Here is a 21,078-nt window from a genome sequence, read left to right on the forward strand (position 1 = left end):
GTCTGTCTGACGTTACGATTTCGAGCTCGTTGCCCCATCTGACCCCAACAAGCGCCAGCAGGATCGCAGCTTTAGGTCGACGAACCGCACTGGCAGAAATGCGGCGGGGTGGATGGCCTGGCTTCAGCCGGTCACGCTCGCCGCGGAGTCGGCATTCCCCGACCCGCCTGAGTCCTACTTCAGCGGTGACTGCGACACGGGGCGGTCGCCGGCGCCTGGTCAGGCGTCGGCCAGGGCCGTCGCCGAGTCGCGGACGACAAGCTCGGGCTCGGGATCGGCGATGATGCCGCCGATGTAGGGGCGTCCCGCCATCAGGTCGTACAGCGCGTCGACGCCGGCCCGGCCGAGCTCGTACATGGGCATCCGGACTGCGGTCACGGCTGGGCGCAGGTGTTCCATCAGGCCGACGTCGTGGATCCCGACAACCGACAGCTGGTCGGGTACGGCGATGCCGAGGTCCCGGGCGGCGGCCAGTACCCCGACGGCGCTCATGATGTTGTTCACCACGACCGCGGTCGGCGCGGCCGGCAGTTGCAGCGCCTGTCGCAGCCCGTCGGCACCGGCCTGCTCACCGAACCCGGTGGCCAGGTGCGGCGCCGGTTCCAGCCCGGCCTGCTGCATCTCCTGCTGGTACCCGAGATAGCGCTGCCGGAACGCGTGTCCGGTCGCCCCACCGATGAAGACGATCCGGCGATGGCGCAGGTTGAGCAGGAATCGGGTCGCGATCTCGCCCGCGCGGCAGTCGTCGATGCCGACCCATGGGTGGTCCTGGTCGTAGTCCAGGCTGAGGATCGGCTTGGGATGGGAGCGAAGCTCGGCCATAACGTCGTCGTCAAACAGCGAGTCGTCCCGGATCAGGATGCCGTCGACGGTGCCGTGGCTGAGCAGCCGGGTGACGAACTGGCTGCCTGAGCGCATCGTCTCGGCGTCGCCGAGCAGGACTGTCCCACCGCGCTCGGCCGCGGCCCCGTAGACGCCGCTCAGCAGGTCGGTGTAGACGGGATTGTCGAGCTTGTGGAGGATCAACGCGATCATGCCGGTGCGGTTGAGCCGCAGCGACCGGGCCGCTTGGTTGGGCTGGTAGTCGAGGCTCTCCATGGCCTCGATGACCCGCGCACGGGTGGCCTCGCTCATCCGGGTGTGGGTGGAGCTGTTGAGCACGGCCGACACCACCGCGACCGATACCCCCGCTGTGCGGGCGATGTCCCGTTGCGTTGTCACGCTTGCGCACCTCCTCGAACCGTTGACGTAACGTCTCAACCAAGTCTACGGTGAATTAACGATACGTCACCTAGGGAGCGCGCATGGCATCAGCACGCCGCTCCGTGCTCCCGCCGAACTTTCTCGACGACGACGTTCGGGACCGGCTCGACGGCGCCGACTTCGTCTGCTGCCGCGAATCGCTGACCCTCGCCACCTTCCGTGGCCAGAAGAACACCAGCGCCGGCGTCGCCTTCGGGCCGGACGGCACGTTCGCGTTCGACCACACGGACATCGGCGCGGCTACCCGCCTGCTGGACAGTCCCGACCTGGAGTCGAAGGACTCAGCGAGCACTCTTACGAGTCATGAGGAGATGGGATGCAACGAAGACTTCTTCGGCGGAGCACTCGCCGCCGTGCCCGTGCGTGGGCTGCGACGACAATCGCGGTGGCTCTGATGGTGACGGGTCTGTCACCGGCCCGGGCCGCCACGACCGGCATGTCGGATCTCGGTGAGCTGCTCGACCTGACGCGTCCGGGGCTCGCCCGCGTGGCGGCGGAGCTTGTCGCCGGCGATGAGGCGGGCGCCGCGGCCGAGCTCAAGGTCTACTACGCGGGCCGCTCGGGTATCGAGTACCCGGGGGTGGGCGGGGGAGGAGGCGGCGACGCGACCGCCGACGAATTGGCGGCGGGGATCTTCCGGTTCGGCACCGTGACCCGTGACTTCTTCGACGATGCCGCGCAGCGGATCGACGTGGACTGGGCGGACCTCTGGGGCGGGACGGAGACCACCCCAGGGAGTGCACAAGTTCTGATGAGTGACTTCGCGTTCCTGTCGACGCTGACGAGCGCTTATCTGAAGGAGAGCGACCCGCAGAAGCGTGCGGCGTACGCGTCGGCGTGGATGGACATCTCCCTGGACTTCTTCGCCGACAATCCGAGCTGGCCGCAGAACCGCAACCTGTCGGGCGGGAAGCGGCTGACCCAGCTCGTCAGCGCGTTCTCCGTGTTCCGGACGGAGCCGAGCATCGACGCGAATGACCTCGTGGCGTACCTGTCCGGGGTGCACGCGACGACGGATCGCCTCGCGACTGTGCTGCAGATCCATGTCGGAAACAACTGGTATGTCTCGATGGCCCGCGCGATCTACGTCTCGGCGGTCTATCTGCCCGAGTTCAAGGCGTCCTTCGGCTGGGAGCCGTTCGTGGTGCGCTCGGTCGAGCGGTTCCTGCGCGCCTGGGTGAAGGGCGACGGCGTGTACCGCGAGCCGACGTTCAACTATCAGGCCTACGTGGCGGATCTGATCAACACGATGATCGAAGTAGCGGATGCCAACGGGCGAACCCTGCCCAACGGGATTGTTCGGTCAGCGGATTGGATCGCGGATGCGCTGTTCGCGACCCGTCAGCCGAATCTCGAGACAGCGCTCGTCGGTGATTCTCCGAACACGGACGCGGGCGAGAGCGCGATTCGGAAGACCGGTGAGCGTAACTCCTGGTCCGACTTCACCTGGGTCGCCTCCGGGCGCACCGAGGGGACCGTCCCGAGGCTGTCGTCCACGGTGTTCCCGATCAGCTATGCGGTCCAGCGGTCCGGGTGGGACGCCGACGCCCAGTACATGCTGATCAACAACCAGAACTCCAGCTATACGGCCTCCCATCGGCATCCCGACGACCTCAGCCTGGTGATGGCGGCGTACGGGCGTCCGCTGATCGTCGACCCCGGAGCGGGGGACTACAGCGCCACCCCGACGAACGACTGGATGCGCCGCACGACCGAGGCGCACAACACCATCGAGGTCGATGGACAACCGCAGCCCGCCGGCCCGCCCCGCTCGACGTCGCTGTGGCGCTCGAACGCGGGCCTCGACATCTACCGCGGTAAGACGCAGGCCTACCGGCCGATCGCGCACGATCGCGTCGTCTACTTCGTCAAGCCCGGCTTCTGGGTCGTCTCCGACGACCTTACGGGTGACACCGGCGCGCACGACTACCGGCAGCTCTGGCACTTCCCTGGCGATCCGGTCGCCGTCGACCTGAACACGAACGTCGCCACGGTCGGGTTCGACACGGTGCCCGGCGCCACACCGGTTGCCGGCGTGCAGCTCGTCCCCGTGGCCCAGCCCGGCGCCGATCTCACGTCGAGCGTCCACAAGAACGGCGCCGTGCGCGTGGGCGAGCAGGTTCTCACCGACGTCGACTACCTGTCGTACGACTGGTCCGCCACCGGCGCCACAGGAGTGGACACGGTCGTGGTTCCCGGCAATGCCGGCGCCGCACCCTCGGTGAAGGCGTCGCGCATCGATCTGCCCCAGGTGGATCACTCGGTAGCGAGCGCCATGGAAATCGACCTGCCGAAAGCGACCGGCCGCTTCTACCTGTCGCGCGAGGCGATTCCCTCGTCGAGGCAGTTCGGGGCTGCCGCGACCAACGCCGAGACCGCCTACCTCGAGCGTGCCAACAAGGGCGGCGGGCTGACGCGGTACGCGCTGACCCAGGGATCGTCGCTGGTCGACAACGGGGACACCGTCATCAAAGCCTCCGGAGTTGTGTCCGACGTCAGTGTGGAACTGCAGGGCGCTACCGCCCAAATCTCGCTCGGGGACCCCTTCACCGGCACCCTCTCGATCAACGCGCCGAAGGCACGCGCGGTGAAGATCAACGGCACCCCGACCGCGTTCACCCGCACCGGCGACCTCGTCACCGTGTCGGCCAAGGCGGCCTTCGCCCCGAAGCCGTTGCTCAACGAAAAGTTCACCGACGCGAGCCTGGACCGCACTGTCTATGACTTCAATGGCTCCCTTGACGGCTGGACGCCGGTGCAGGGCACCTGGACCCTGGGCGGCGCGCAGCCTGACACGCAGCTGGTGCAGACCTCGAGTACGGACACGCAGTCGTTGGCGGTGCAGCAGGACGTGCCGGATGACGTGGTCGTGACTGCCGACATCGTTCCGGGGACACGAAACCAGACGACGGCAACGACAGGTCTCGCGTTCCGCTACCACGATTCCCGCAACTACTACCGGGCCGATGTCGTCAGTACGCCGGGCGGTGCGAAGCTGCAGCTCGTGAAGGTTTACAACGCGACGTCTACGCTTCTCGCGGAGACGGAGCTGCCCATCAACGCGGACAGCGCGCACACGCTGACCGTCTCCGCGGTCGGGAAGCATCTGATCGCCACGGTGGGCAACACGTCGATCTCCGCAGACGACACGCAGTTGCCGACCGGTGGTGCCGCCGCCTCCACACATGGCCGGGCCGCGGCCTTCGACAACATCACGATCAAGGAAGGGCTCGACCAGGCCACTTGGCGGGGTATCGCGGGAAAGGTGTCCGTCAACTCGGGTCAGTTGAAGCTCGCGCCTACCGATAGCAGGGCGCACGTGCTGGCCGACTCGACGCTGCCGTCACGCTTCTCCGAGACGTGTGACTATGCCGCGAAGGCCACGGTCACGATCAATGGATCCGTCGGCACCGCAGGCATCTCGCTGCGAGACACCTCGGACTCCTATGGGTACCGGATCCACCTCGGCAAGACGAGCAGTAGAACTCAGTACGCCAGTATCATCCGCGAGGCTCACGCGTCCGGTCCGGTCACGGTGGGCACGGTAGCCCTCAGCAACCCGTTGACAGGGCCCGTCGAACTTGGTGCGGCGATTCACGGCGACCGCATCACCGTGACATTGAACGGCGTTCAGATCCTGGAGGGTCGCGACACCGTTGTCCGCAACGGCGGCGTCGGGCTCTACTCATCCACGGAGAGCACGTTCGAGAACCTCACGGTCGCACGCTCCTGCGAGCGAAAGCCCGTCCGTCCAAGTGTTCCCGGCGCAGGCCGGCGCCCAGGTCCACAGTGAAGAACCTTTCCGGTTGAGCCGGTGGTGACGATGTGATCACGTGAGGCCCCGGGAGAGCAAGCCAGATCTCCGGCAGAGATCTGGTTCATTCCCGGGCCTCACCCCTGTCCGGTCACCGTGACGTCTGTCCGCTACCGAAGACGGTGTTCGCCGAGGCTCCGGTGTTCCCTTCCTGGGCGTCGCCTCCGTTGATCGGCGTCAAGGGCGGGGGCGGTTACGCTGGCGGCATGACCACGATCAAGGACGTTGCGAAGCGGGCCGGGGTGTCCACGGCCGTGGTTTCCGCGGTGGTCTCCGGGGCTCGCGGCAACGTCCGGATGAGCGAGGCGACCCGGCTGCGCGTCGAGCAGGCGATCCAGGACACGGGCTATCGCGTCAACCACGCCGCGAAGTCGCTGAGTCTGTCCCGATCGGGAGTGATCGCGGCGGTGGTGCCGAAGATCGCGAACCCGGTCTTCGAACTGGCGATTCGTGGCATGCATGCGGCCGCCGAGGAACACGGTGATGTGCTGTTGCTGGCCGACGCGCTGTGGATCGGGCCGGATAGCCACCTGATGAGCCGGATCGTCGGCACCGGCATGGTCGACGGGGTGTTGTTGCGGTCCACCCAGTGGGGGAACGAGACCGCTGAGGAACTCACCAAGCGGTCGATCCCGTACGTGATCCTGCAGAACCCGCGACCGGACGACTCCGTGTCGGTGTGGATCGACGACGCGGCCGGGATCGGTCTGGCCACGACGCACCTGCTGGGTCTCGGGCACCGCCGCATCGGACTCGTCGGCGGCCCCGTCGTCCCGATCGCCAGTTGCGCCCGGGTCGATGGCTACCGCTCGGCGTTGCGGGCAGCGGGGGTGCGTTTCGACCGGTCGCTGATCAAGCAGGTCGGTTACGAGCCGCCGGACCTGGCGGCCGCGACGCGCGAACTGCTGGGCTCGGCCCGACCGCCGTCCGCGCTGATCATCGACAACATCGCCGCGGCACAAGGAGCGATCGCGGCGGTCGTCGATCTCGGCCTGCGGATTCCCGCTGATCTGTCGATCGTCGCGTACCAGGATCTGCCCATCGCCGACGCCATGCGGCCGGCACCGAGCACGGTCCGGATGCCTGTGCAGCAAGCCGGAATGCGTGCCTACACGACACTACGACGGATGATCGACGGCCGCCGTGTCCAGTCAGCTCTGGTGACGCGGCCGGCGCCGAAACTGATCGATCGGGGATCGACAGCACCGTACGCCGGCTGAGCGCCGATCTGCCGTGAGCCCATGGTCGCGGGCTCATAGGACCTTGATTAACCGGTGAATCACCGGCATGATGCTCGTCGTTGCTCTGAATCGACCGTAAGCCCACCGCTGCTCGAGATGGGCTGGACAGGGAATTCTTCATGGTTCACGTCGTTCTCGTCTCCGGCTGGCAAACCGTCAACATCGGCGACGTCGCCCATACGCCAGGCGCGCTCCGAGCCTTTCAGCGCTACGCACCGGAGGCGAAGCTGACGCTGTGGGCTCGCAGCATCGACGAGGGCGTACGGCAGATGCTCGGCCGCTACTTTCCGGACGTCGAGATCGTCGAGGACCGGGTCGTGCCCGGCGAGCCGCTCAGCCCGGATCTGGAACGGTTGTTTGCCGAAGGCGACCTTTTGGTCCACGGGTCGGGGCCATCGCTCGTTGCCAAGGTGGAGGTCGCCGAATGGCATCGGCGGACCGGAAAGCCGCATGGCATTTTCGGGGTGACAGTAGATCCGCTCCGGCCGTACGGCTCGACGCTGGCCCGGGCGGCGAGCATGGTCAGCGCGATCGACGGTGACCTGCTCAGCGAGCTCGAGCGCGAGGTGCTCGACACGGCCGCGTTCGTCTACTGCCGGGACTCGTTGACCGAGCGGTTCCTGGCCGGCCAGAACCTCAGGGCGTCGACGACAGCGTTCGGTCCGGACGCCACCGTGATGTTCGACGTGGTCGACGACGGTGACGGCCAGGCGGTCCTCGCGGAGTACGGGTTGAAGCCCGGACGCTTCCTCTGCGTCGTACCGCGGCTGCGTTTCACGCCGTACCACCAGATCCGGAACTACCCACCCGGGGCCGAGGATGTTCGCCGGACGGCCTACAACGCGGGCTATCTGAAGTCCGACTTGGACGTTCTGCGGCAGACCGTGATCGGCTGGGTGCGAGCCACTGGCGAGCCGGCGCTCATCGTGCCGGAGATGAGCTACGCGATGGAAGTCGCCGAGGCCGAGTTCGCGGGGACCTTCCCTGCCGACGTGGCGGGCCTGGTTCACATCCTGCCGCGGTTCTGGGACCTGACCGAGGCGGCCGCGGTGTACCGGCGGGCTGGCGCGGTCGTGAGCATGGAGTGCCACTCACCTCTGATCGCGTTGGCGGAAGGTGTGCCGTCGGTCTACCTGCGTCAGCCGACCGACACGATCAAGGGCCAGATGTACAACGATCTCGGACTGCCGTTCGTCGAGCTGGGTCCGGGGGCCGAAGCTGAGGCCGGGCAACTCCTGCAGAAGATCGTCGACGACCGGCCGGCCGCGGCCGAAGGCGCGCGGCAGGCGCGGGACGGCGCGCAGGAGCGCGTGCGGGGGATGGTCGAGGTCGCCATCGCAGCGGTCGGCAGCAGGATCCACTGATGTCGTCGGGGATCAAGGTGCGGCCGGAGGCCGGCGCAGATCCCGGTGCGCCGGCCGGCCGCGAGACGCGCGTCCGCGGACAGCTCGCGGCCCGATGGCACCGGGACCGGGTGCTGCTCGTGCTCGCAGTACCGGGCGTGATCGTCCTGGTGCTGTTCCACTACCTGCCGCTGCTGGGCAACGTGATCGCCTTCCAGGACTACCAGCCGTTCCTCGGCATCAGCGGATCGGATTTCGTTGGCCTGAGCAACTTCTCGGTCATCTTCAACGGTGACCCGGAGTTCCTGAACGCGCTCGTCAACACACTGATCATCACGATGGTCCAGGTGCTGTTCGTATTCCCGTTGCCGATCGCGTTGGCCCTGGTCCTCAACTCGATGCTGAACGAACGAGCCAAGCAGCTGACGCAGTCGATCCTCTACCTGCCGCACTTCCTGTCCTGGGTCATCGTCGTGGCGTTGTTCCAGCAGATGTTCGGCAACGGCGGAATGCTGAACGAGTGGCTGCGTTCCGCGAACCTGGGAACCTTCCAGATCATCGGCGTACCGGAGCTGTTCAAACTGCTGATCACGTCGCAGGTGATCTGGAAGGACACCGGATGGTCGACCATCATCTTCCTGGCCGCGCTCTCCAAGGTCGACCTGAACCTGTACGAGGCAGCGGCGATCGACCGGGCCGGCCCGCTTCGGCAGCTGTGGCACGTCACGCTGCCCGCGATCCGGCCGGTGATCGTCCTGCTGCTGATCCTGCGGCTGGGTGATTCGCTCACGGTCGGGTTCGAGCAGATCCTCCTGCAGCAGGGTCCGGTCGGCGCGCAGGCTTCCGAAGTGCTCGACACCTACGTCTACAACAACGGGATCATCGGCGGGAACTGGGGTGTCTCGGCCGCGGTCGGCTTGGTGAAGGGCGTCGTCGGCGTGGTTCTCGTCCTCGGAGCGAACCGGCTCGCCCACGCTATGGGGGAGCGGGGGGTGTACTCGAAATGACCGGACTACTGGAGACCACCGCTGAACGCCGGGCGCGGCGCAACCGTCAACCGGCGTCGGACGAGCGGCCTGCCTGGATGGGACGGCAACCGCGCTGGGTGACCGCGGCGCGCGGTGCGGTGCTGACCGTCGCCTGCTTGGCGGTGATCGTCCCGTTCGTCGCCGTCGTGATGACGAGTCTGGCGCCGCAACGCGACATCAGCGCGCGCGGCGGGCTCGTCCTCTTCACCAGCGAGCCGTCGCTCGCGGCGTACCGGGCCGTTCTGTCGGGAGGAGTGGTGACGCGGGCCCTCAGCGTGTCGGTGGTGGTCACCGTTGTGGGCACCGTCCTGTCGCTGGCCTGCACCATCATGCTCGCGTACGCCCTGTCGCGGCCGGGATCGCTGTTGCACAAGCCCATCCTGCTGATGACACTGTTCACCCTCTTGTTCAATCCGGGCATGATCCCGATGTACCTGACAGTCAAGCAACTCGGGCTGATCGACAACCTGGCGGCGTTGATCCTGCCGGTGGTGGTCAACGCCTTCAACGTGATCGTGATGCGGTCCTTCTTCCTCGAGCTGCCCAGTGAGCTGACCGAGTCGGCGAAGCTCGACGGGGCCGGCGAACTCCGGATCCTCACCCTCATCGTCCTGCCGCTCTCGAAGGCCGTCGTCGCGGTGGTCGGCTTGTTCTACGCGGTCGCCTACTGGAACGCGTTCTTCTCTGCCCTGCTCTACCTGCCGTCGCCGGAGAAGTGGCCGCTGCAGCTGGTCCTGCGAACGTTCGTCGTGAACCAGACGCCGCTCGGTACGGACGAGCTCTCGGCGTCGACCGAGTCGCTGCCACCCCAGGCATCGATCCAGATGGCGATTCTGGTCATGTCCATCATCCCGATCCTGATCATCTACCCGTTCATCCAGAAGCACTTCAGCAAGGGACTTCTGATCGGCGCCGTCAAAGGCTGATCGACCGGACGCCCGCCATGAGGAGGGACCTTAACCATGGATTCGCTTTCGCGCCGTACGTTGCTCAAAGGGCTGTCCGCGGCAGCCGTCGCAGGTGCCGCCGGATCAGCTCTCGGCTGCTCCGCCAAGACGACGACGAGTTCCTCCGGCCGAATCGGAGCGGACATTCTCCCGACGTTCGTCCAGGCAGGGAACGCCGAACCCGCGCTGAAGAGCGCAAGCCCGCTCGGCATGAGCGGGTACTTCGAGTACCCGCCGAACCCCGTCGCGGCGGTCAGTAAGCCCCCGCTGCCGGGTGGCCAGGTCTCCGCTCTCACCTACACCTTCGACCCGGTGGCGCCCGGCAAGTCCGGCAATCCGCTGTGGCAGGAGGTCGACAAGCGACTTGGTGGAAAGCTCGACATCACGTACGCGCCGGCGGCTGACTACGCTCAACGGTTCGCGACGACCGTGGCCGGCGGGGATCTGCCCGATCTGGTGTCGATCTACGGCTCGGTGCAGCAGTTGCCCGCGTTGCTGAAGGCAAAGTTCACCGACTTGACCGAGTACTTGTCGGGCGATGCCGTCAAGGACTATCCGAACCTGGCGGGTCTGTCCACCGATTCGTGGCGCAAGACCGTGTACGGCAACGCCTTGTGGGGAGTACCGATCGCCCGGGTACCGATCCCGTCGGTCGCCTGGATCCGCGCCGACCTCGTCGCCGGTACCGGACTGCCCGCGCAGCCCAAGAACGTCGGAGAGTTCAAGGCACTGCTGAAGGGGCTGACCAACGAGCGCAAGTCCCGCTGGGCCTGCGGCGATCCGGGCAGCACCCTGACCATGATCGCCGCCTCCTTGGGCATCCCCGGCACCTGGATCGAGGACGGCGGGAAGTTCACCTCCAACATCGAGCTCGAGGAGTACGAGAAGGCGCTGGCCGACACCCGCGAGCTAGCCGACGCCGGCGTCTTCCATCCGGACGGCCTGGTGGCGTCCAACAACCAACGCAACGACTGGTTCACCAACGGGACCACGCCGATCGTCTTCGGCGGGTACGCCGGCTGGAGCAAGTACGAGATGTGGGGAGCCGAGGTGCCGGGCTTCAAGCTCGGGTCGCTAGCGATGTTCGGCTACGACGCGACGAGCAAGCCCTTACATCCTCGGGGGAGTGCGGCTCAGGCGTTCACCGCTGTGACCCAGGCCGAACCGGACCGGGTCCGCGAGGTGCTCCGGGTACTCGATTGGCTGGCCGCGCCGTTCGGATCTTCCGAGTATCTCCTGCGCAACTTCGGGATCGAGGGACAGACATTCAAGTTCGAGGGCAAGGAGCCGATCTTGAACTCGCGTGGCCAGAATCTGCGGCTGGTGCCGTTCGGGTACGTCTCCGGACCGACCCTGGCCATCTACGACCCGGGCCGGCGCGATGTCACCCAGGCTCGCTTCGACTACCAGGAAGCCGCTCTGCCGATTCTCGCCCCTGATCCGACCCAGGGCCTGTACTCCGAGACCGATGCGGCCAAAGGTCTGCAGTTGGGCAAGGGCCTGACCGATGCGCGGAACGGCATCTTGGCTGGACGCGCACCCGTGTCGAGCTGGAAGGAGGCCGTGACCAAGTGGCGCAACGGCGGCGGCGACAAGATCCGGGCTGAGTATCAGCAGGCTTTCTCGGAGGCGGGACCCAAATGAGCCGTCAGCTGGTGGCCCGAGCCGACGAGTTCCTGGCCGGTCGGCCGTACTCCATCCTCGACCGTGAGCCGTCGGACTGGGCCGGAGATGCCCACGACTACTACTCGGTCGGCAACTACTCCTGGCCGAATCCGGAGACAGCCGACGGTCTGCCGTACATCAGGGTCGACGGCCGGCGGAACCCGGACGCGTGGAGCGATCGCTACGACAAACGGCGGTTCCGGCAGACGGTCGCGGCCGTCAACACCTTGGTGCAAGCTCACCTCCGAACCGGCGAGGCACGCTACGCCGACGCCGCGGTCGAACGTCTCGAACGCTGGTTCCTGGACCCGGCGACCGCGATGCGCCCCAACTTCGCTCACGCTGCCGCGCTGCCCGGTCAGCACGACGGTGCGGCGATCGGGCAGATCGAGGCGACGCTGCTGACCGACCTCCTGGATCACGTCGACCTGCTGGTGAGGGCCGGACGATTCACCGAAGGCCTCCCGCTCCTGCAGGACTGGTTCGCCGAGTTGACCCACTGGATGCGGTCGAGCGAACTCGGCCGGCAGGAAGAATTGATGCCCAACAACCACGGAGTTTGGTGGGACGCGCAGGTACTGCGCTATCTGCAGTTCGTGGATGATCGGACCGCACTCACCGAGATCCTCGATCGGTTCGACATCCGGCTGCGCCACATCGCTGCCGGCGGCGCGCTCCCGAGAGAACTGGCTCGTCCCGACTCGTTGCTCTACACCGTCTACTGTCTACGAGCCTTCGCCGTCTGCTGTCGAGTCGCAGCTGCTGAAGGCCGCGAGCTCTGGAACGCGCCCGCCGAACCCGGCTTCGGCAGTCTCCGCGACGCGTTCCACTTCTGGGCCGGCCACGCCAACGACGACCGTCGATGGATCTGGCCCCGGCAGCCCTCAGACCTCGACCGAACCGCTCTCTGGCTCGCCGACGAAGCCGCCGCCGTCTACCAGACCCCGAGCCTCAAAGCGTTCGCGGAAACCCTGCGAAGGCAAGACCTACCCGCCCCCGAGATCCCGTCAACCGCAGCCATGGAACAGACCCCGACTTAAAGGAGTGACACAGATGCAGATCCCAGCACCTAGTCGACTTGCTCGACAGACGATGGCCCTCGCCGTGGCGTTGACCCTGAGCGCCTCGGTGGGTGTCGCCGCCGTGACGAACCCACAACCCGCCAGTGCGGCGGCAGCCGCGGTCCCCAGCTACTCGGCGGGTATCGCCGGCCGGACCTGGACGATCGAGAACGCCGCTGCGTGCAGTGCGGAGATCGGTGCCGGCGGCAACCTCAGGGAGGGCGAAGGCTACTTTCCGGGCAAGTGTCAGGGAGCCGGGGAGGCACCCCAGATCACCGGGACCTCGGAGGCGCGGGCGTTGACGTTCCGCACGGACAAGGACTTCAGGTACCCAGGCGCTATCGTTGAGGACGCCGCCAAGAACACCTGGAAGGACGCTGCTGGAAATACCCTCCGGGACCGCTCGGAGCTGGCGACGGGGTGGGATCTGCCGTTCCACACCGATGTGTGGGTCGGGTTCGACGTTCGTATTCCTGCGGGCGTCGATGACGTGACGGGCAGCGGGGCGTACGTGCTGCAGCTGTGGCAGTGCACCGCGAACCCGATCGGCGGTGTGCGCATCCAGTCAGGCGCCGGCAACGGACACAATGTCCAGTTCGTGCGCCGTGGCGAGGCGCCGGGCGTGGACTACAACACGTCGATGGCGACCAGGAGCGTCGGGGTCAACGAGTGGCATTCCTTCGTCATCAAGTATCACGTGAAGCCCTACCACGACGGTGCGGCGAAGGGGAGTATCGCGGTCTACCACAAGAGAGTGGGAGCGACCACCGTTGAGGAGAAGGTCTTCGAGCAGGATGAGTACTTCGGCTACGCGACGCGTTCCATCTGCAAGGATGACTCCTTCAAGAACGAATTCAGGATCAAGTTCGGCATGTACAAGGACTACCAGCCGGGCGCGACGTTCCGTTCCGACTTCCGCAACGTGAGGATCGGCGCCAGCAAAGCGGCGGTGCAGCCCTACAACCGCGGTTGACTCCCGCGCACGGGAGTTGCCGCTGATGCGGCAATTCCCGTGCTTCGTCTCCCGCGACCTGGCATGCACGGGAATTGAGCGGCTCTCGGTTCAGTCCGGTTCGCAGACGTAAGCTCCGGCCGCGTTCAGGCAGCGGATCGCGGCTGCGGAATCGGCGATGGCCCGGCTGCAACGGGCGTTCGAAGCGGGTTGGGGTCCGGAGGCGCTGACCGGTCTGTACAACGCGCCGTCGCTGAGAAGAGGGCGGCCCAGGCGGGGCTCGAGTCACTGCAGCCGACGCAGCGCACGACTAGTCGGGGGGATCCGGATAGCCTTGGGCCAGTTCGGTGGCATGACAGCAGTGTTCGACCAAGCGGACCGGCACGAGTTGTACGCCGCTGAAAGGCCACAAGGTCTCTGCAACTAAAAGAGCCGCGGGTCTGTGTTAGACCTGCGGCTCGTTTGTGTCCGAGGAGGAACACGGACCTTAACCACACGCCTTGAGCTTGTTCCACACGGACCGCAAGGTCCGTGGTTGGTCGGCTGATCCACACTTGGACGTCGGGACGGACATGCTTCCCGGCGGACCCCCAGGCGTGTCTGCTTCCGTCGACTCCTGGCATCGCTAAATGCCTTAGCCGGCGCGGCCCGAGGTCGATGCCAGTTCGCGTTGCGTGTCACCGCCTGACGTGCGCGGGAAGTCTTGCCGGACTCGGGCCTTCAACGTCAGCATGTCGTGGCTCGGAGCGATTCCGAGGTCGCGAGTCAGCGACTCGAGGAAGGTGCTGATCCGCTGTCGCGCGTGTGCGAGGCGCCCGTGTGCGAGGTCGGCCTCGACGATGGTGATGATGGCGAGCTGGTTGTACGGGTCGTCGATCAGCATCTGGTGGGCATATTCGAGGGACTCGTCGACCTGGCCGCGCACGCCGTGGATCTGTACGAGACGTAGCAGTGCCTCGCGCTGTAGCGCCTGGTACCGGCGGCGATGCGGCGTGAGCCACTGTTCCTGCGAGTTGTCGTCTTCCAGGAGCCGCCTGTTCATGTGGCCCACGACCTTGCCGTAGTAGAAGCAAGCCCGCTGTGCGTCCCCGCGACTGTCGCTCATGCGGCCCTGGTCGAAGAGGCGGTCGACCTCGGCGGTGTCGGTCCACCACTCGTCGTCGGCCTCGAAGCGGTAGAAATTGTTGCTACTGCGGCGGATGTATGACGACTCCTTGCCTGGGCGCAGGTCCGGTTCGAGCATGCGGCGCAGGCAGTGCATTGCGACGTGGAAGCTACTCGCGGCCTTGTCCGGTGACGCCGCGGGGAACGCCAGGTCGATCAGCTCGTCGATCGAGCGCGGTTGGCCCGGATTGAGCAGGAACCACTTCAGCAACAGTTGAGCCTTCTCTCTGCGCTGGCTGCGCTGTCCCAGCGCCTCGCCGTCCCGGAACACCCGGAACGGGCCGAACAGGTACGCGCGATAGACCGCCTTGTGCTCTCGCTCTCTGGGATGAACCCATTCCAGTGGCTCAAGCATCCCCACCCTACGGTTAACGCTGTTCACTCTGATTGCCCTCCGTAACCCCAGTCGGTTGGCGTACGGCTTGTTAATGCCATTTAGGGTGAATGTGGTTCACTGGAGTTGTCAAGCGTTACTGTTGCTCTGAAGGGCTGCGTTCCCTGTCGCAGGCCCTCATGGCCGGAGGTTGGCAATGACTCAGCGTGAATCCAGAGGTGAGGGCCATGACCGTCCTGTCCTCACCCGCCGGGAACGTCAACGGCTAGCGACCTTCGACGAGATCGTCGAGATCGGGCGATCGATGTTGCGCGACGGCCGGGAAGTGACGTTGCGAGCTCTGGCAACAGAGATGGGCCTGACGCCGCCCGCGCTGTACCGCTACGTGAAGAACCCGGCGGCCCTTAATGAACTGCTCTCGGACGCGATCTTCGCTGACGTCGTCCGGGAGATGGTCGAAGCCGGCGAGGTGTACGGCGACCAGGATCCCGCGGCTCAGATCGTGGCGGCCGCGACTGCGTTCCGTGATTGGGCGCTGAGCAACAAGTCCGAGTTCCAACTCGTCTTCGTGACCAACTCATTGTCCGGTGAGCGGACAATCCGAACCGAGTCGGGCAGTTCCACCCACCCGCTGTCGCGTGGAGTCAGCGGTACCGGGACCCACGGTGTCGAACTGTTCGCTGACCACTTCGGCGGCATCCTGGCGAGGCTGTCGAAGCAGCGGCCCTTCCCGGTGCCTGCTCCGGAGACCCTCGATCCCGAGTTCGTGGCGATCCACAGTCACGCCTCAGGGGCGCAGTCCGAGCTGGCCGCGTTGCTGGGCAGGGATGCGCTGGGGATGGTCTGGTTGTTCGAGTTCGCCTGGGCGCAGTTGTTCGCGATCGTGACGCTGGAGGTCTACGGTCACATCCGGCCGCAGTTGATCAGGTCCGGGGTGCTGTTCCGGGCCCAGATGCGCGAGATCGGCGCCCGCGTCGGCATGGACACCGACTGGGAGCGGCTGATCGGGGTCAGTCAGGCGGTCGCAGACCGCCGGGCGAAGCAGCGGGTGGGCATCGACTAGCGGATTACGACTTACGCCGGTGATATGCCGTCTGTAAGTCACTGGGCGGATGGTCGAGCGGGAAAGTCCGCCGTGAGGAGGCCATGTGCTCAGGTGCCTCGTGATCATCGGGCGGGGAGCACCCGCCCTGCAGGCAATCCATGCTGTCCGTGACCTGAACGCGGACCTGCCGCCGGACCGATCGGTGAGTGCGGTGGTGCTCCACCTCAGCGAGGACAGGTCCGCGCGCTTCGTCCGCGACGCCGACGTCGCTGTGGAGCTGGGGCCCGTCAGGAACCACCTACATGGCGACGGTTCCATTTTGCTGCGGGTGCTGACCGATGTGGGCGCGGATGCCGTCTGGACCGGCGGTTGGCCCGATGCGGACGACTGCGTACGCGAGGTGTGCCGGACTCTCGGGATCCCGCTACTCGGTGCCGACTGTGAGCCCGCTGTCCCGGGGTTCGTCGTCGGCTCCGGCGCGATCGTTGCTGCCGGCATCGATCGTCTGATGGCAGAGCTCAGGATCGCTGCGAACCTGCCGCCGGACACTCCCGCCGTGGTGGTGCCTGCGTTCGCGGCCGCCGCGCAGCTGCGGTTGGTCGACCTGGACAATGGGTCGGAGGTCGGCCGCCGCGTGCGCCTGCTGGAGTTGCCCGGCGGCGCGGGGATCCACGTGGATCCCGGAGTGTCCCAAGGCGATGCCGTTTGTGCCCTGGGGAGCCCAGTCCTGGCGCACATCACGGCGTACGGCGCGACCGCGGACGAGGCGGTCGCCCGGTTGGGGCGCGCCCTCATGGGTATGACGGTGGTCGCAGACGGGGCAACTACCACCAAGGGCGAGCTTTTGACGGAGCTCACCAACCGGTATCCGGAGACCGCCGGCCGGGTCGCTCTGGTCACGGCGGCGGTTGAGGCGCATGCCCGTGCACTCGCCGAGGAGGTCGCTACGTTCCTGGACACGGCCGCGCGCGGGCTGCCCGCGCTGGGGCCGGACGACGGACGCACCTTTCACCTCGGACTCGACAGGATCACGTATCGCGTGAACGTGCTCCAGCGCACCGAGGACATTTACCAGCTCTCCATCCACAGCGAGGCCGGTGCCACCGCCGACGTCGAGGTGCACGTCGAAAGCGTCGACGACTACCGGCGGCGGCTCACCATGGACCGCCTGGCGATCAATGTCGTCACCTCGGCGCACGGGGGGTTCGAGCTCGTGGAGGTCGCGGGTCATCCGATCCGGATCGAGCACAGGGACGGGTCGATCATGCGATCACCGATCCCGGCCATCGTCGTCCAGCAGTCCGTTGCCGAGGGCGATCGTGTCGCCGCGGGTACGCCGCTTGCCGTACTGGAGTCGATGAAGCTCGAGTCGGTGGTCCGGGCGCCGTTCGACTGCGAGGTCGGGGAGTGGTACGTCCGGCCCGGGGCGCAGGTCGCATACGGCGCCCCTTTGGTTCGGGTCGGGTCTGTCCTCTTCGAGGCTCGGCGGCCGGCAACAGACGATGTCCTGAGCGGCGCCACCGGCCCGAGTCCGCTGCTCGGTCGTCACGACGAGATGCTGGCCCAGATCCTCGGGTTCGATGCCGACGAAGCGATCGCAAGTGCCCGGCTCGCGGCCTACCGGACCACGTCGGGTGGTCCGCCTTGTGACGAAGAGGTTGACCTTCTGGCCGCATACGCCGACCTGGACGACCTGTTCCGGCGCGACGTTCCGGTCGGGGCAGCGGGGTGCACAGGTGCGCCCTACGACGCGTTTCACCACTATCTGCGCTCGCGCAGCTTGGACGACGCGGACGGCCTCCGGAGTCGGCTCAAACGTGTGTCGTCCTGGTACGGCGTTGCGGAGCCGCCACCGGCCGACGTGCTCCTCCGGATCTGCAGGGCCCATCGCCGGCATGGTTCGACGGCCAAGCAGGTGGCCGAGGCGCTGCTCCAGCGCTGGCTTCACGAGCGCCCCTCGACGGCGAGAGGCGCACCGGCAGTCCTGGACCGGCTGTCCGAGCAAGGCCGGGCGCGGCAGGTTCGGGATCTCGCAATGGCAGTTCGCCATCTGTGGTACGAGCGGCCGCTGCAGGACCCAGCCGTCGATCGACTGATGGAATCGCCGGATCAGCTCGTGGAACTGCCGGGCGAGGCGGCTCGGCTGGGCCTTCATCGGCTGGATCTGTTCCAGGTCAAGCGCTTGCCGTCAGAAGTGCTGCTGTACGAATGCCGCGCAGCCGTCAACCCGTCGGATCGCCGGCTGGTCGCGATCGGCGAGGTCGCCGATCCCAACGACCGTAACGCCGTCGAGCAGGCCGTCAACGATTGCATGGCTGCCGTCCGAGTCGCCCGGGCCTCGGCACAGGCCCGCCCCGGCCGTGTCCACATCTGGATCCACGGTGCCGAGCCGACGGCGGTCGACGAACTGGCCCCACTCGTTGATGATCCGGACCTGGAAGAACTGATCCTGCATGGGCGGCCGGGCCGGCGACTGACCCTCGATCCGCTGAGCCGGGCTCCCGTGGTGTCCGACGCCCCGGTTCTGGACGAGCCACTGCGGCCATTCGACGCGGACGACCTGAGGGTCCGGCAGGCGAGCGGGCGTGGGTATCCCAGCCCGCACCACCTGGGCACCTTCCTCGCGGGCGCGGCCGGGTGCTTCGCCGAGCTCGACCTTGACGCGGGCGGCGCCCTTGTCCCGGTCGATCCCGGTTCTCCCCGCGGTACCGCGGGGATCGTCGTCGGCCTTGTCAGCACTATGGTCCCCGCGTATCCCCAGGGCATGACCCGAGTGCTGATGTGCGGTGACCCGACCCGTGCACTCGGTGCGGTAGCCGAGCCGGAATGCCGCCGGATCATCGCCGCGATCGACCTGGCCGAGCGACTCGGCGTGCCTGTCGAATGGTTCGCACTGTCCTCCGGAGCGCGGATCTCCATGGACTCCGGCACGGAGAACATGGACTGGGTCGCTGCTGCCTTGCGCAGGATCGTCTCGTTCACGCAGACCGGCGGCGAGATCAATGTCGTGGCTGCGGGCATCAACGTCGGTGCGCAACCGTACTGGAACGCCGAGGCAACGATGCTCATGCACACCAAAGGGGTGCTGATCATGACGCCGATGAGCGCGATGGTGCTGACCGGCAAGCGGTCCCTCGACTTCTCCGGCGCGGTGTCGGCCGACAGCGAGGTGGGTATCGGCGGCTATGCACGCGTCATGGGCCCGAACGGGCAGGGCCAGTATTGGGCTCCGGACCTTGCCGGCGCGGCGGGCATTCTGATGCGGCACTACGACCACACGTACGTCGCGGCCGGCGAGACCGGGCCACCGCGGGTGCCGACTACCGACCCGGTGGATCGGGATATCAGCGAGTACCCACATGCCGTCGACGGTTGTGACTTCCGTACGGTCGGCGAGATCTTCTCCATCGCTCACAATCCGGAGCGCAAGAAGGCCTTCGACATCCGGACCGTCATGCGCGCGGTCATCGATCAGGACTCGACACCGCTCGAACGCTGGGCCGACATGGCCGACGCCCAGAACGCGGTCGTCCTGGACGCTCGCCTCGGAGGACACGCCGTCTGTCTACTCGGTGTCGAGTCACGACCGACGCGCCGGCAGGGCGTGGTCCCAGCGGACGGACCGCCGATGTACAGCGCCGCAACGCTGTTCCCGCAGGCGTCGAAGAAGGTCGCGCGCGCCATCAATGCCGCGTCCGGGAACCGCCCGCTCGTGGTGCTCGCCAACTTGGCCGGCTTTGACGGATCTCCGGACTCGTTGCGGAACCTGCAGTTGGAGTACGGCGCCGAGATCGGCCGTGCGGTCGTCAATTTCAAGGGGCCGATCGTGTTCTGCGTCGTCGGCCGGTACCACGGCGGCGCCTTCGTCGTCTTCTCCAAGCGGCTCAACCCGAATCTCACCGTGCTGGCCGTCGCCGGCGCGCGCGCCTCGGTGATCGGGGGCGCTCCGGCGGCGAACGTCGTCCTCGCCGGCGAGGCCAGGCGGCGTGCTCAGGCCGACGGCCGGGTCGCAGCCCTCGAGGCAGATCTGCGCGGCATCACCGGGCCCGAGCGGTTGCGCATCGGCCTGGACCTCGCCGATGTGCGTGACGCTGTTCAGGCGCAGATGCTCGGCGAGCTCGCGCACGAGTTCGATCGCGTCCACGACGTCGAGCGCGCGATCGCAGTTGGTTCTGTCGACGCGGTGATCCCACCGCACAGGCTCCGGCCGGCGATCATCTCGGCCGTCGAGGCGGCCTTGCAACGTGCGGGCCACCAGGACGCGGACGGCTCAGCTCGATGACGACAGTCGCCGGCGGAGCGCCAGGATCCGTGGGCTCGGTCGCGTTCCGAGGTCGTCCTTCAGCGTGTGCACGAAGCGGTCCAGCTCCGACATCGCGGCCGCGAGGTTGCCTTGTGCGAGGTGCACCTCGACAAGCGCCGTGACCGCGCACTCGGAGTACGGATCGCGGTCCAGGATCCGCTGTGCGAATGCCAGTACCTCGTAGCGACGACCCAGATCGCCGTACAGCTTGAGGAGCGCATGGAGTGCCTCGTCGTGCTTGCGGTCGTGGAGGTCCCGAAAAGGCGTGAACGCGTCCTCGTACAGCTCCTCCGGAAGGAAGCCCCGACTGTAGTGGTCAACGAGCTGCAGCAGCGTCGCGATCGCTGCGGTGTGGTCGTCGCGCTCGGCGAACGCCTGCACCGATCGCCACAGCCAATCCACCTCGCCGACGTCGGTCCACCAGTCGTCCTCGTCGAACCAGTACCGCCCGATCTCGTCGGTTCGGACGAAGCGGGACGGACTCCGGCTGGGTAAATCCGGGTCCAGAACGCGGCGCAAATAGTGAAGGGTCACGTGGAGATTTCTAGTGGCGAACTTTGCGTTTCCGTTCGGCCACAGAACGTCACACAGTTCCGCTGCGGTGAACGGTCGTCCAGGGTTCAGCAGAAACAATTTCAGGAGCGTCCGTGCGCTTTTTCGTCCCCACGCCTGATCAGCGATGTCTGTGCTGCCCCGGGCGACCCGGAACGGGCCGAACAGCCAAGCACGAAAGGGCTTCTGAGGGACGAGCGTTTGATTTTCCGACCGGGCACCCAACGTAGCCTCCCCGCGACAAAGGGTGATGCAGCATCTGGACCCGGCTAAGCCAATTACCCCGGGCGACGAGAGTACTACGGTTTCGGGGTCGTTTTGGCGTAACAACGCGTTTACCTTTCAAATCAGGTAAGTCTCGCGTAA

General features: G+C 66.6%; 14 protein-coding genes. 11 read left to right on the forward strand and 3 right to left on the reverse strand.

The features are described 5' to 3' along the window. Positions 1 to 219: 219 nt before the first annotated feature. Positions 220 to 1,221 (reverse strand): LacI family DNA-binding transcriptional regulator, encoded by a 1,002-nt coding sequence (locus OG394_RS05040; protein ID WP_328993701.1) that lies wholly within the window; start codon positions 1,219 to 1,221, stop codon positions 220 to 222. Positions 1,222 to 1,304: 83 nt separating this feature from the next. On the opposite strand from OG394_RS05040, the gene OG394_RS05045 reads away from it, so the two are divergent. The 9 genes from OG394_RS05045 to OG394_RS05085 all read left to right on the forward strand — a co-directional run bounded on the left by OG394_RS05045 (position 1,305) and on the right by OG394_RS05085 (position 13,335). Continuing rightward, the gene (locus OG394_RS05045) at positions 1,305 to 1,658 is read left to right on the forward strand and encodes a hypothetical protein (protein WP_328993703.1); all 354 of its coding nucleotides are present in this window, start codon (positions 1,305 to 1,307) and stop codon (positions 1,656 to 1,658) included. Then, on the forward strand, positions 1,658 to 5,056 hold the full coding sequence (locus OG394_RS05050) for an alginate lyase family protein (RefSeq protein WP_328993704.1): 3,399 nt from the start codon (positions 1,658 to 1,660) through the stop codon (positions 5,054 to 5,056). Before OG394_RS05045 ends, OG394_RS05050 begins: the two co-directional genes overlap by 1 nt. A 227-nt stretch (positions 5,057 to 5,283) precedes the next feature. Next, positions 5,284 to 6,297, forward strand: coding sequence for a LacI family DNA-binding transcriptional regulator (locus tag OG394_RS05055; protein ID WP_328993705.1), 1,014 nt, complete (start codon positions 5,284 to 5,286; stop codon positions 6,295 to 6,297). A gap of 140 nt (positions 6,298 to 6,437) precedes the next feature. Further along, positions 6,438 to 7,682 carry a polysaccharide pyruvyl transferase family protein gene (locus OG394_RS05060; protein WP_328993706.1) on the forward strand — a complete coding sequence of 415 codons (1,245 nt, stop codon included), beginning with the start codon at positions 6,438 to 6,440 and terminating at the stop codon, positions 7,680 to 7,682. After that, positions 7,682 to 8,668: an ABC transporter permease gene (locus OG394_RS05065; protein ID WP_328993707.1), complete on the forward strand. Its 987-nt coding sequence runs from the start codon at positions 7,682 to 7,684 to the stop codon at positions 8,666 to 8,668. Before OG394_RS05060 ends, OG394_RS05065 begins: the two co-directional genes overlap by 1 nt. Then, positions 8,665 to 9,615: a carbohydrate ABC transporter permease gene (locus OG394_RS05070; RefSeq protein WP_328993708.1), complete on the forward strand. Its 951-nt coding sequence runs from the start codon at positions 8,665 to 8,667 to the stop codon at positions 9,613 to 9,615. Before OG394_RS05065 ends, OG394_RS05070 begins: the two co-directional genes overlap by 4 nt. A 36-nt stretch (positions 9,616 to 9,651) precedes the next feature. After that, positions 9,652 to 11,280 (forward strand): extracellular solute-binding protein, encoded by a 1,629-nt coding sequence (locus tag OG394_RS05075; protein ID WP_328993710.1) that lies wholly within the window; start codon positions 9,652 to 9,654, stop codon positions 11,278 to 11,280. Beyond that, positions 11,277 to 12,341, forward strand: a complete 1,065-nt coding sequence (locus OG394_RS05080; protein ID WP_328993711.1) for an alginate lyase family protein — start codon at positions 11,277 to 11,279, stop codon at positions 12,339 to 12,341. The genes OG394_RS05075 and OG394_RS05080 overlap by 4 nt, the downstream gene beginning before the upstream one ends. A 13-nt stretch (positions 12,342 to 12,354) precedes the next feature. Then, positions 12,355 to 13,335: a hypothetical protein gene (locus OG394_RS05085; RefSeq protein ID WP_328993713.1), complete on the forward strand. Its 981-nt coding sequence runs from the start codon at positions 12,355 to 12,357 to the stop codon at positions 13,333 to 13,335. Between the two features lie 613 nt (positions 13,336 to 13,948). On the opposite strand, the gene OG394_RS05090 is transcribed toward OG394_RS05085, so the two are convergent. Beyond that, positions 13,949 to 14,833, reverse strand: coding sequence for an AfsR/SARP family transcriptional regulator (locus OG394_RS05090; RefSeq protein WP_328993714.1), 885 nt, complete (start codon positions 14,831 to 14,833; stop codon positions 13,949 to 13,951). A gap of 175 nt (positions 14,834 to 15,008) precedes the next feature. On the opposite strand from OG394_RS05090, the gene OG394_RS05095 reads away from it, so the two are divergent. Then, a complete protein-coding gene (locus OG394_RS05095) occupies positions 15,009 to 15,875 on the forward strand; it encodes a TetR/AcrR family transcriptional regulator (RefSeq protein WP_328993715.1) in 867 nt (288 codons plus the stop codon). Between the two features lie 85 nt (positions 15,876 to 15,960). Then, positions 15,961 to 20,139 carry a carboxyl transferase domain-containing protein gene (locus OG394_RS05100; protein WP_328993716.1) on the forward strand — a complete coding sequence of 1,393 codons (4,179 nt, stop codon included), beginning with the start codon at positions 15,961 to 15,963 and terminating at the stop codon, positions 20,137 to 20,139. Here OG394_RS05100 and OG394_RS05105 read toward each other — a convergent pair. Then, positions 20,128 to 21,042, reverse strand: a complete 915-nt coding sequence (locus OG394_RS05105; protein ID WP_328993717.1) for an AfsR/SARP family transcriptional regulator — start codon at positions 21,040 to 21,042, stop codon at positions 20,128 to 20,130. The two genes, OG394_RS05100 and OG394_RS05105, sit on opposite strands and share 12 nt — an antisense overlap. Between the last annotated feature and the right edge of the window lie 36 nt (positions 21,043 to 21,078).

It is taken from the genome of Kribbella sp. NBC_01245, assembly GCF_036226525.1.
Lineage (GTDB): Bacteria > Actinomycetota > Actinomycetes > Propionibacteriales > Kribbellaceae > Kribbella.

Excerpts from the sequence above, each read along its gene's own strand:
- OG394_RS05045 (WP_328993703.1), top strand. The coding sequence starts at position 1,305 with ATGGCATCAGCACGCCGCTCCGTGCTCCCGCCGAACTTTCTCGACGAC.
- OG394_RS05050 (WP_328993704.1), top strand. The coding sequence starts at position 1,658 with ATGGTGACGGGTCTGTCACCGGCCCGGGCCGCCACGACCGGCATGTCG.
- OG394_RS05055 (WP_328993705.1), top strand. The coding sequence starts at position 5,284 with ATGACCACGATCAAGGACGTTGCGAAGCGGGCCGGGGTGTCCACGGCC.
- OG394_RS05060 (WP_328993706.1), top strand. The coding sequence starts at position 6,438 with ATGGTTCACGTCGTTCTCGTCTCCGGCTGGCAAACCGTCAACATCGGC.
- OG394_RS05065 (WP_328993707.1), top strand. The coding sequence starts at position 7,682 with ATGTCGTCGGGGATCAAGGTGCGGCCGGAGGCCGGCGCAGATCCCGGT.
- OG394_RS05070 (WP_328993708.1), top strand. The coding sequence starts at position 8,665 with ATGACCGGACTACTGGAGACCACCGCTGAACGCCGGGCGCGGCGCAAC.
- OG394_RS05075 (WP_328993710.1), top strand. The coding sequence starts at position 9,652 with ATGGATTCGCTTTCGCGCCGTACGTTGCTCAAAGGGCTGTCCGCGGCA.
- OG394_RS05080 (WP_328993711.1), top strand. The coding sequence starts at position 11,277 with ATGAGCCGTCAGCTGGTGGCCCGAGCCGACGAGTTCCTGGCCGGTCGG.
- OG394_RS05085 (WP_328993713.1), top strand. The coding sequence starts at position 12,355 with ATGCAGATCCCAGCACCTAGTCGACTTGCTCGACAGACGATGGCCCTC.
- OG394_RS05090 (WP_328993714.1), bottom strand. The coding sequence starts at position 14,833 with ATGCTTGAGCCACTGGAATGGGTTCATCCCAGAGAGCGAGAGCACAAG.
- OG394_RS05095 (WP_328993715.1), top strand. The coding sequence starts at position 15,009 with ATGACTCAGCGTGAATCCAGAGGTGAGGGCCATGACCGTCCTGTCCTC.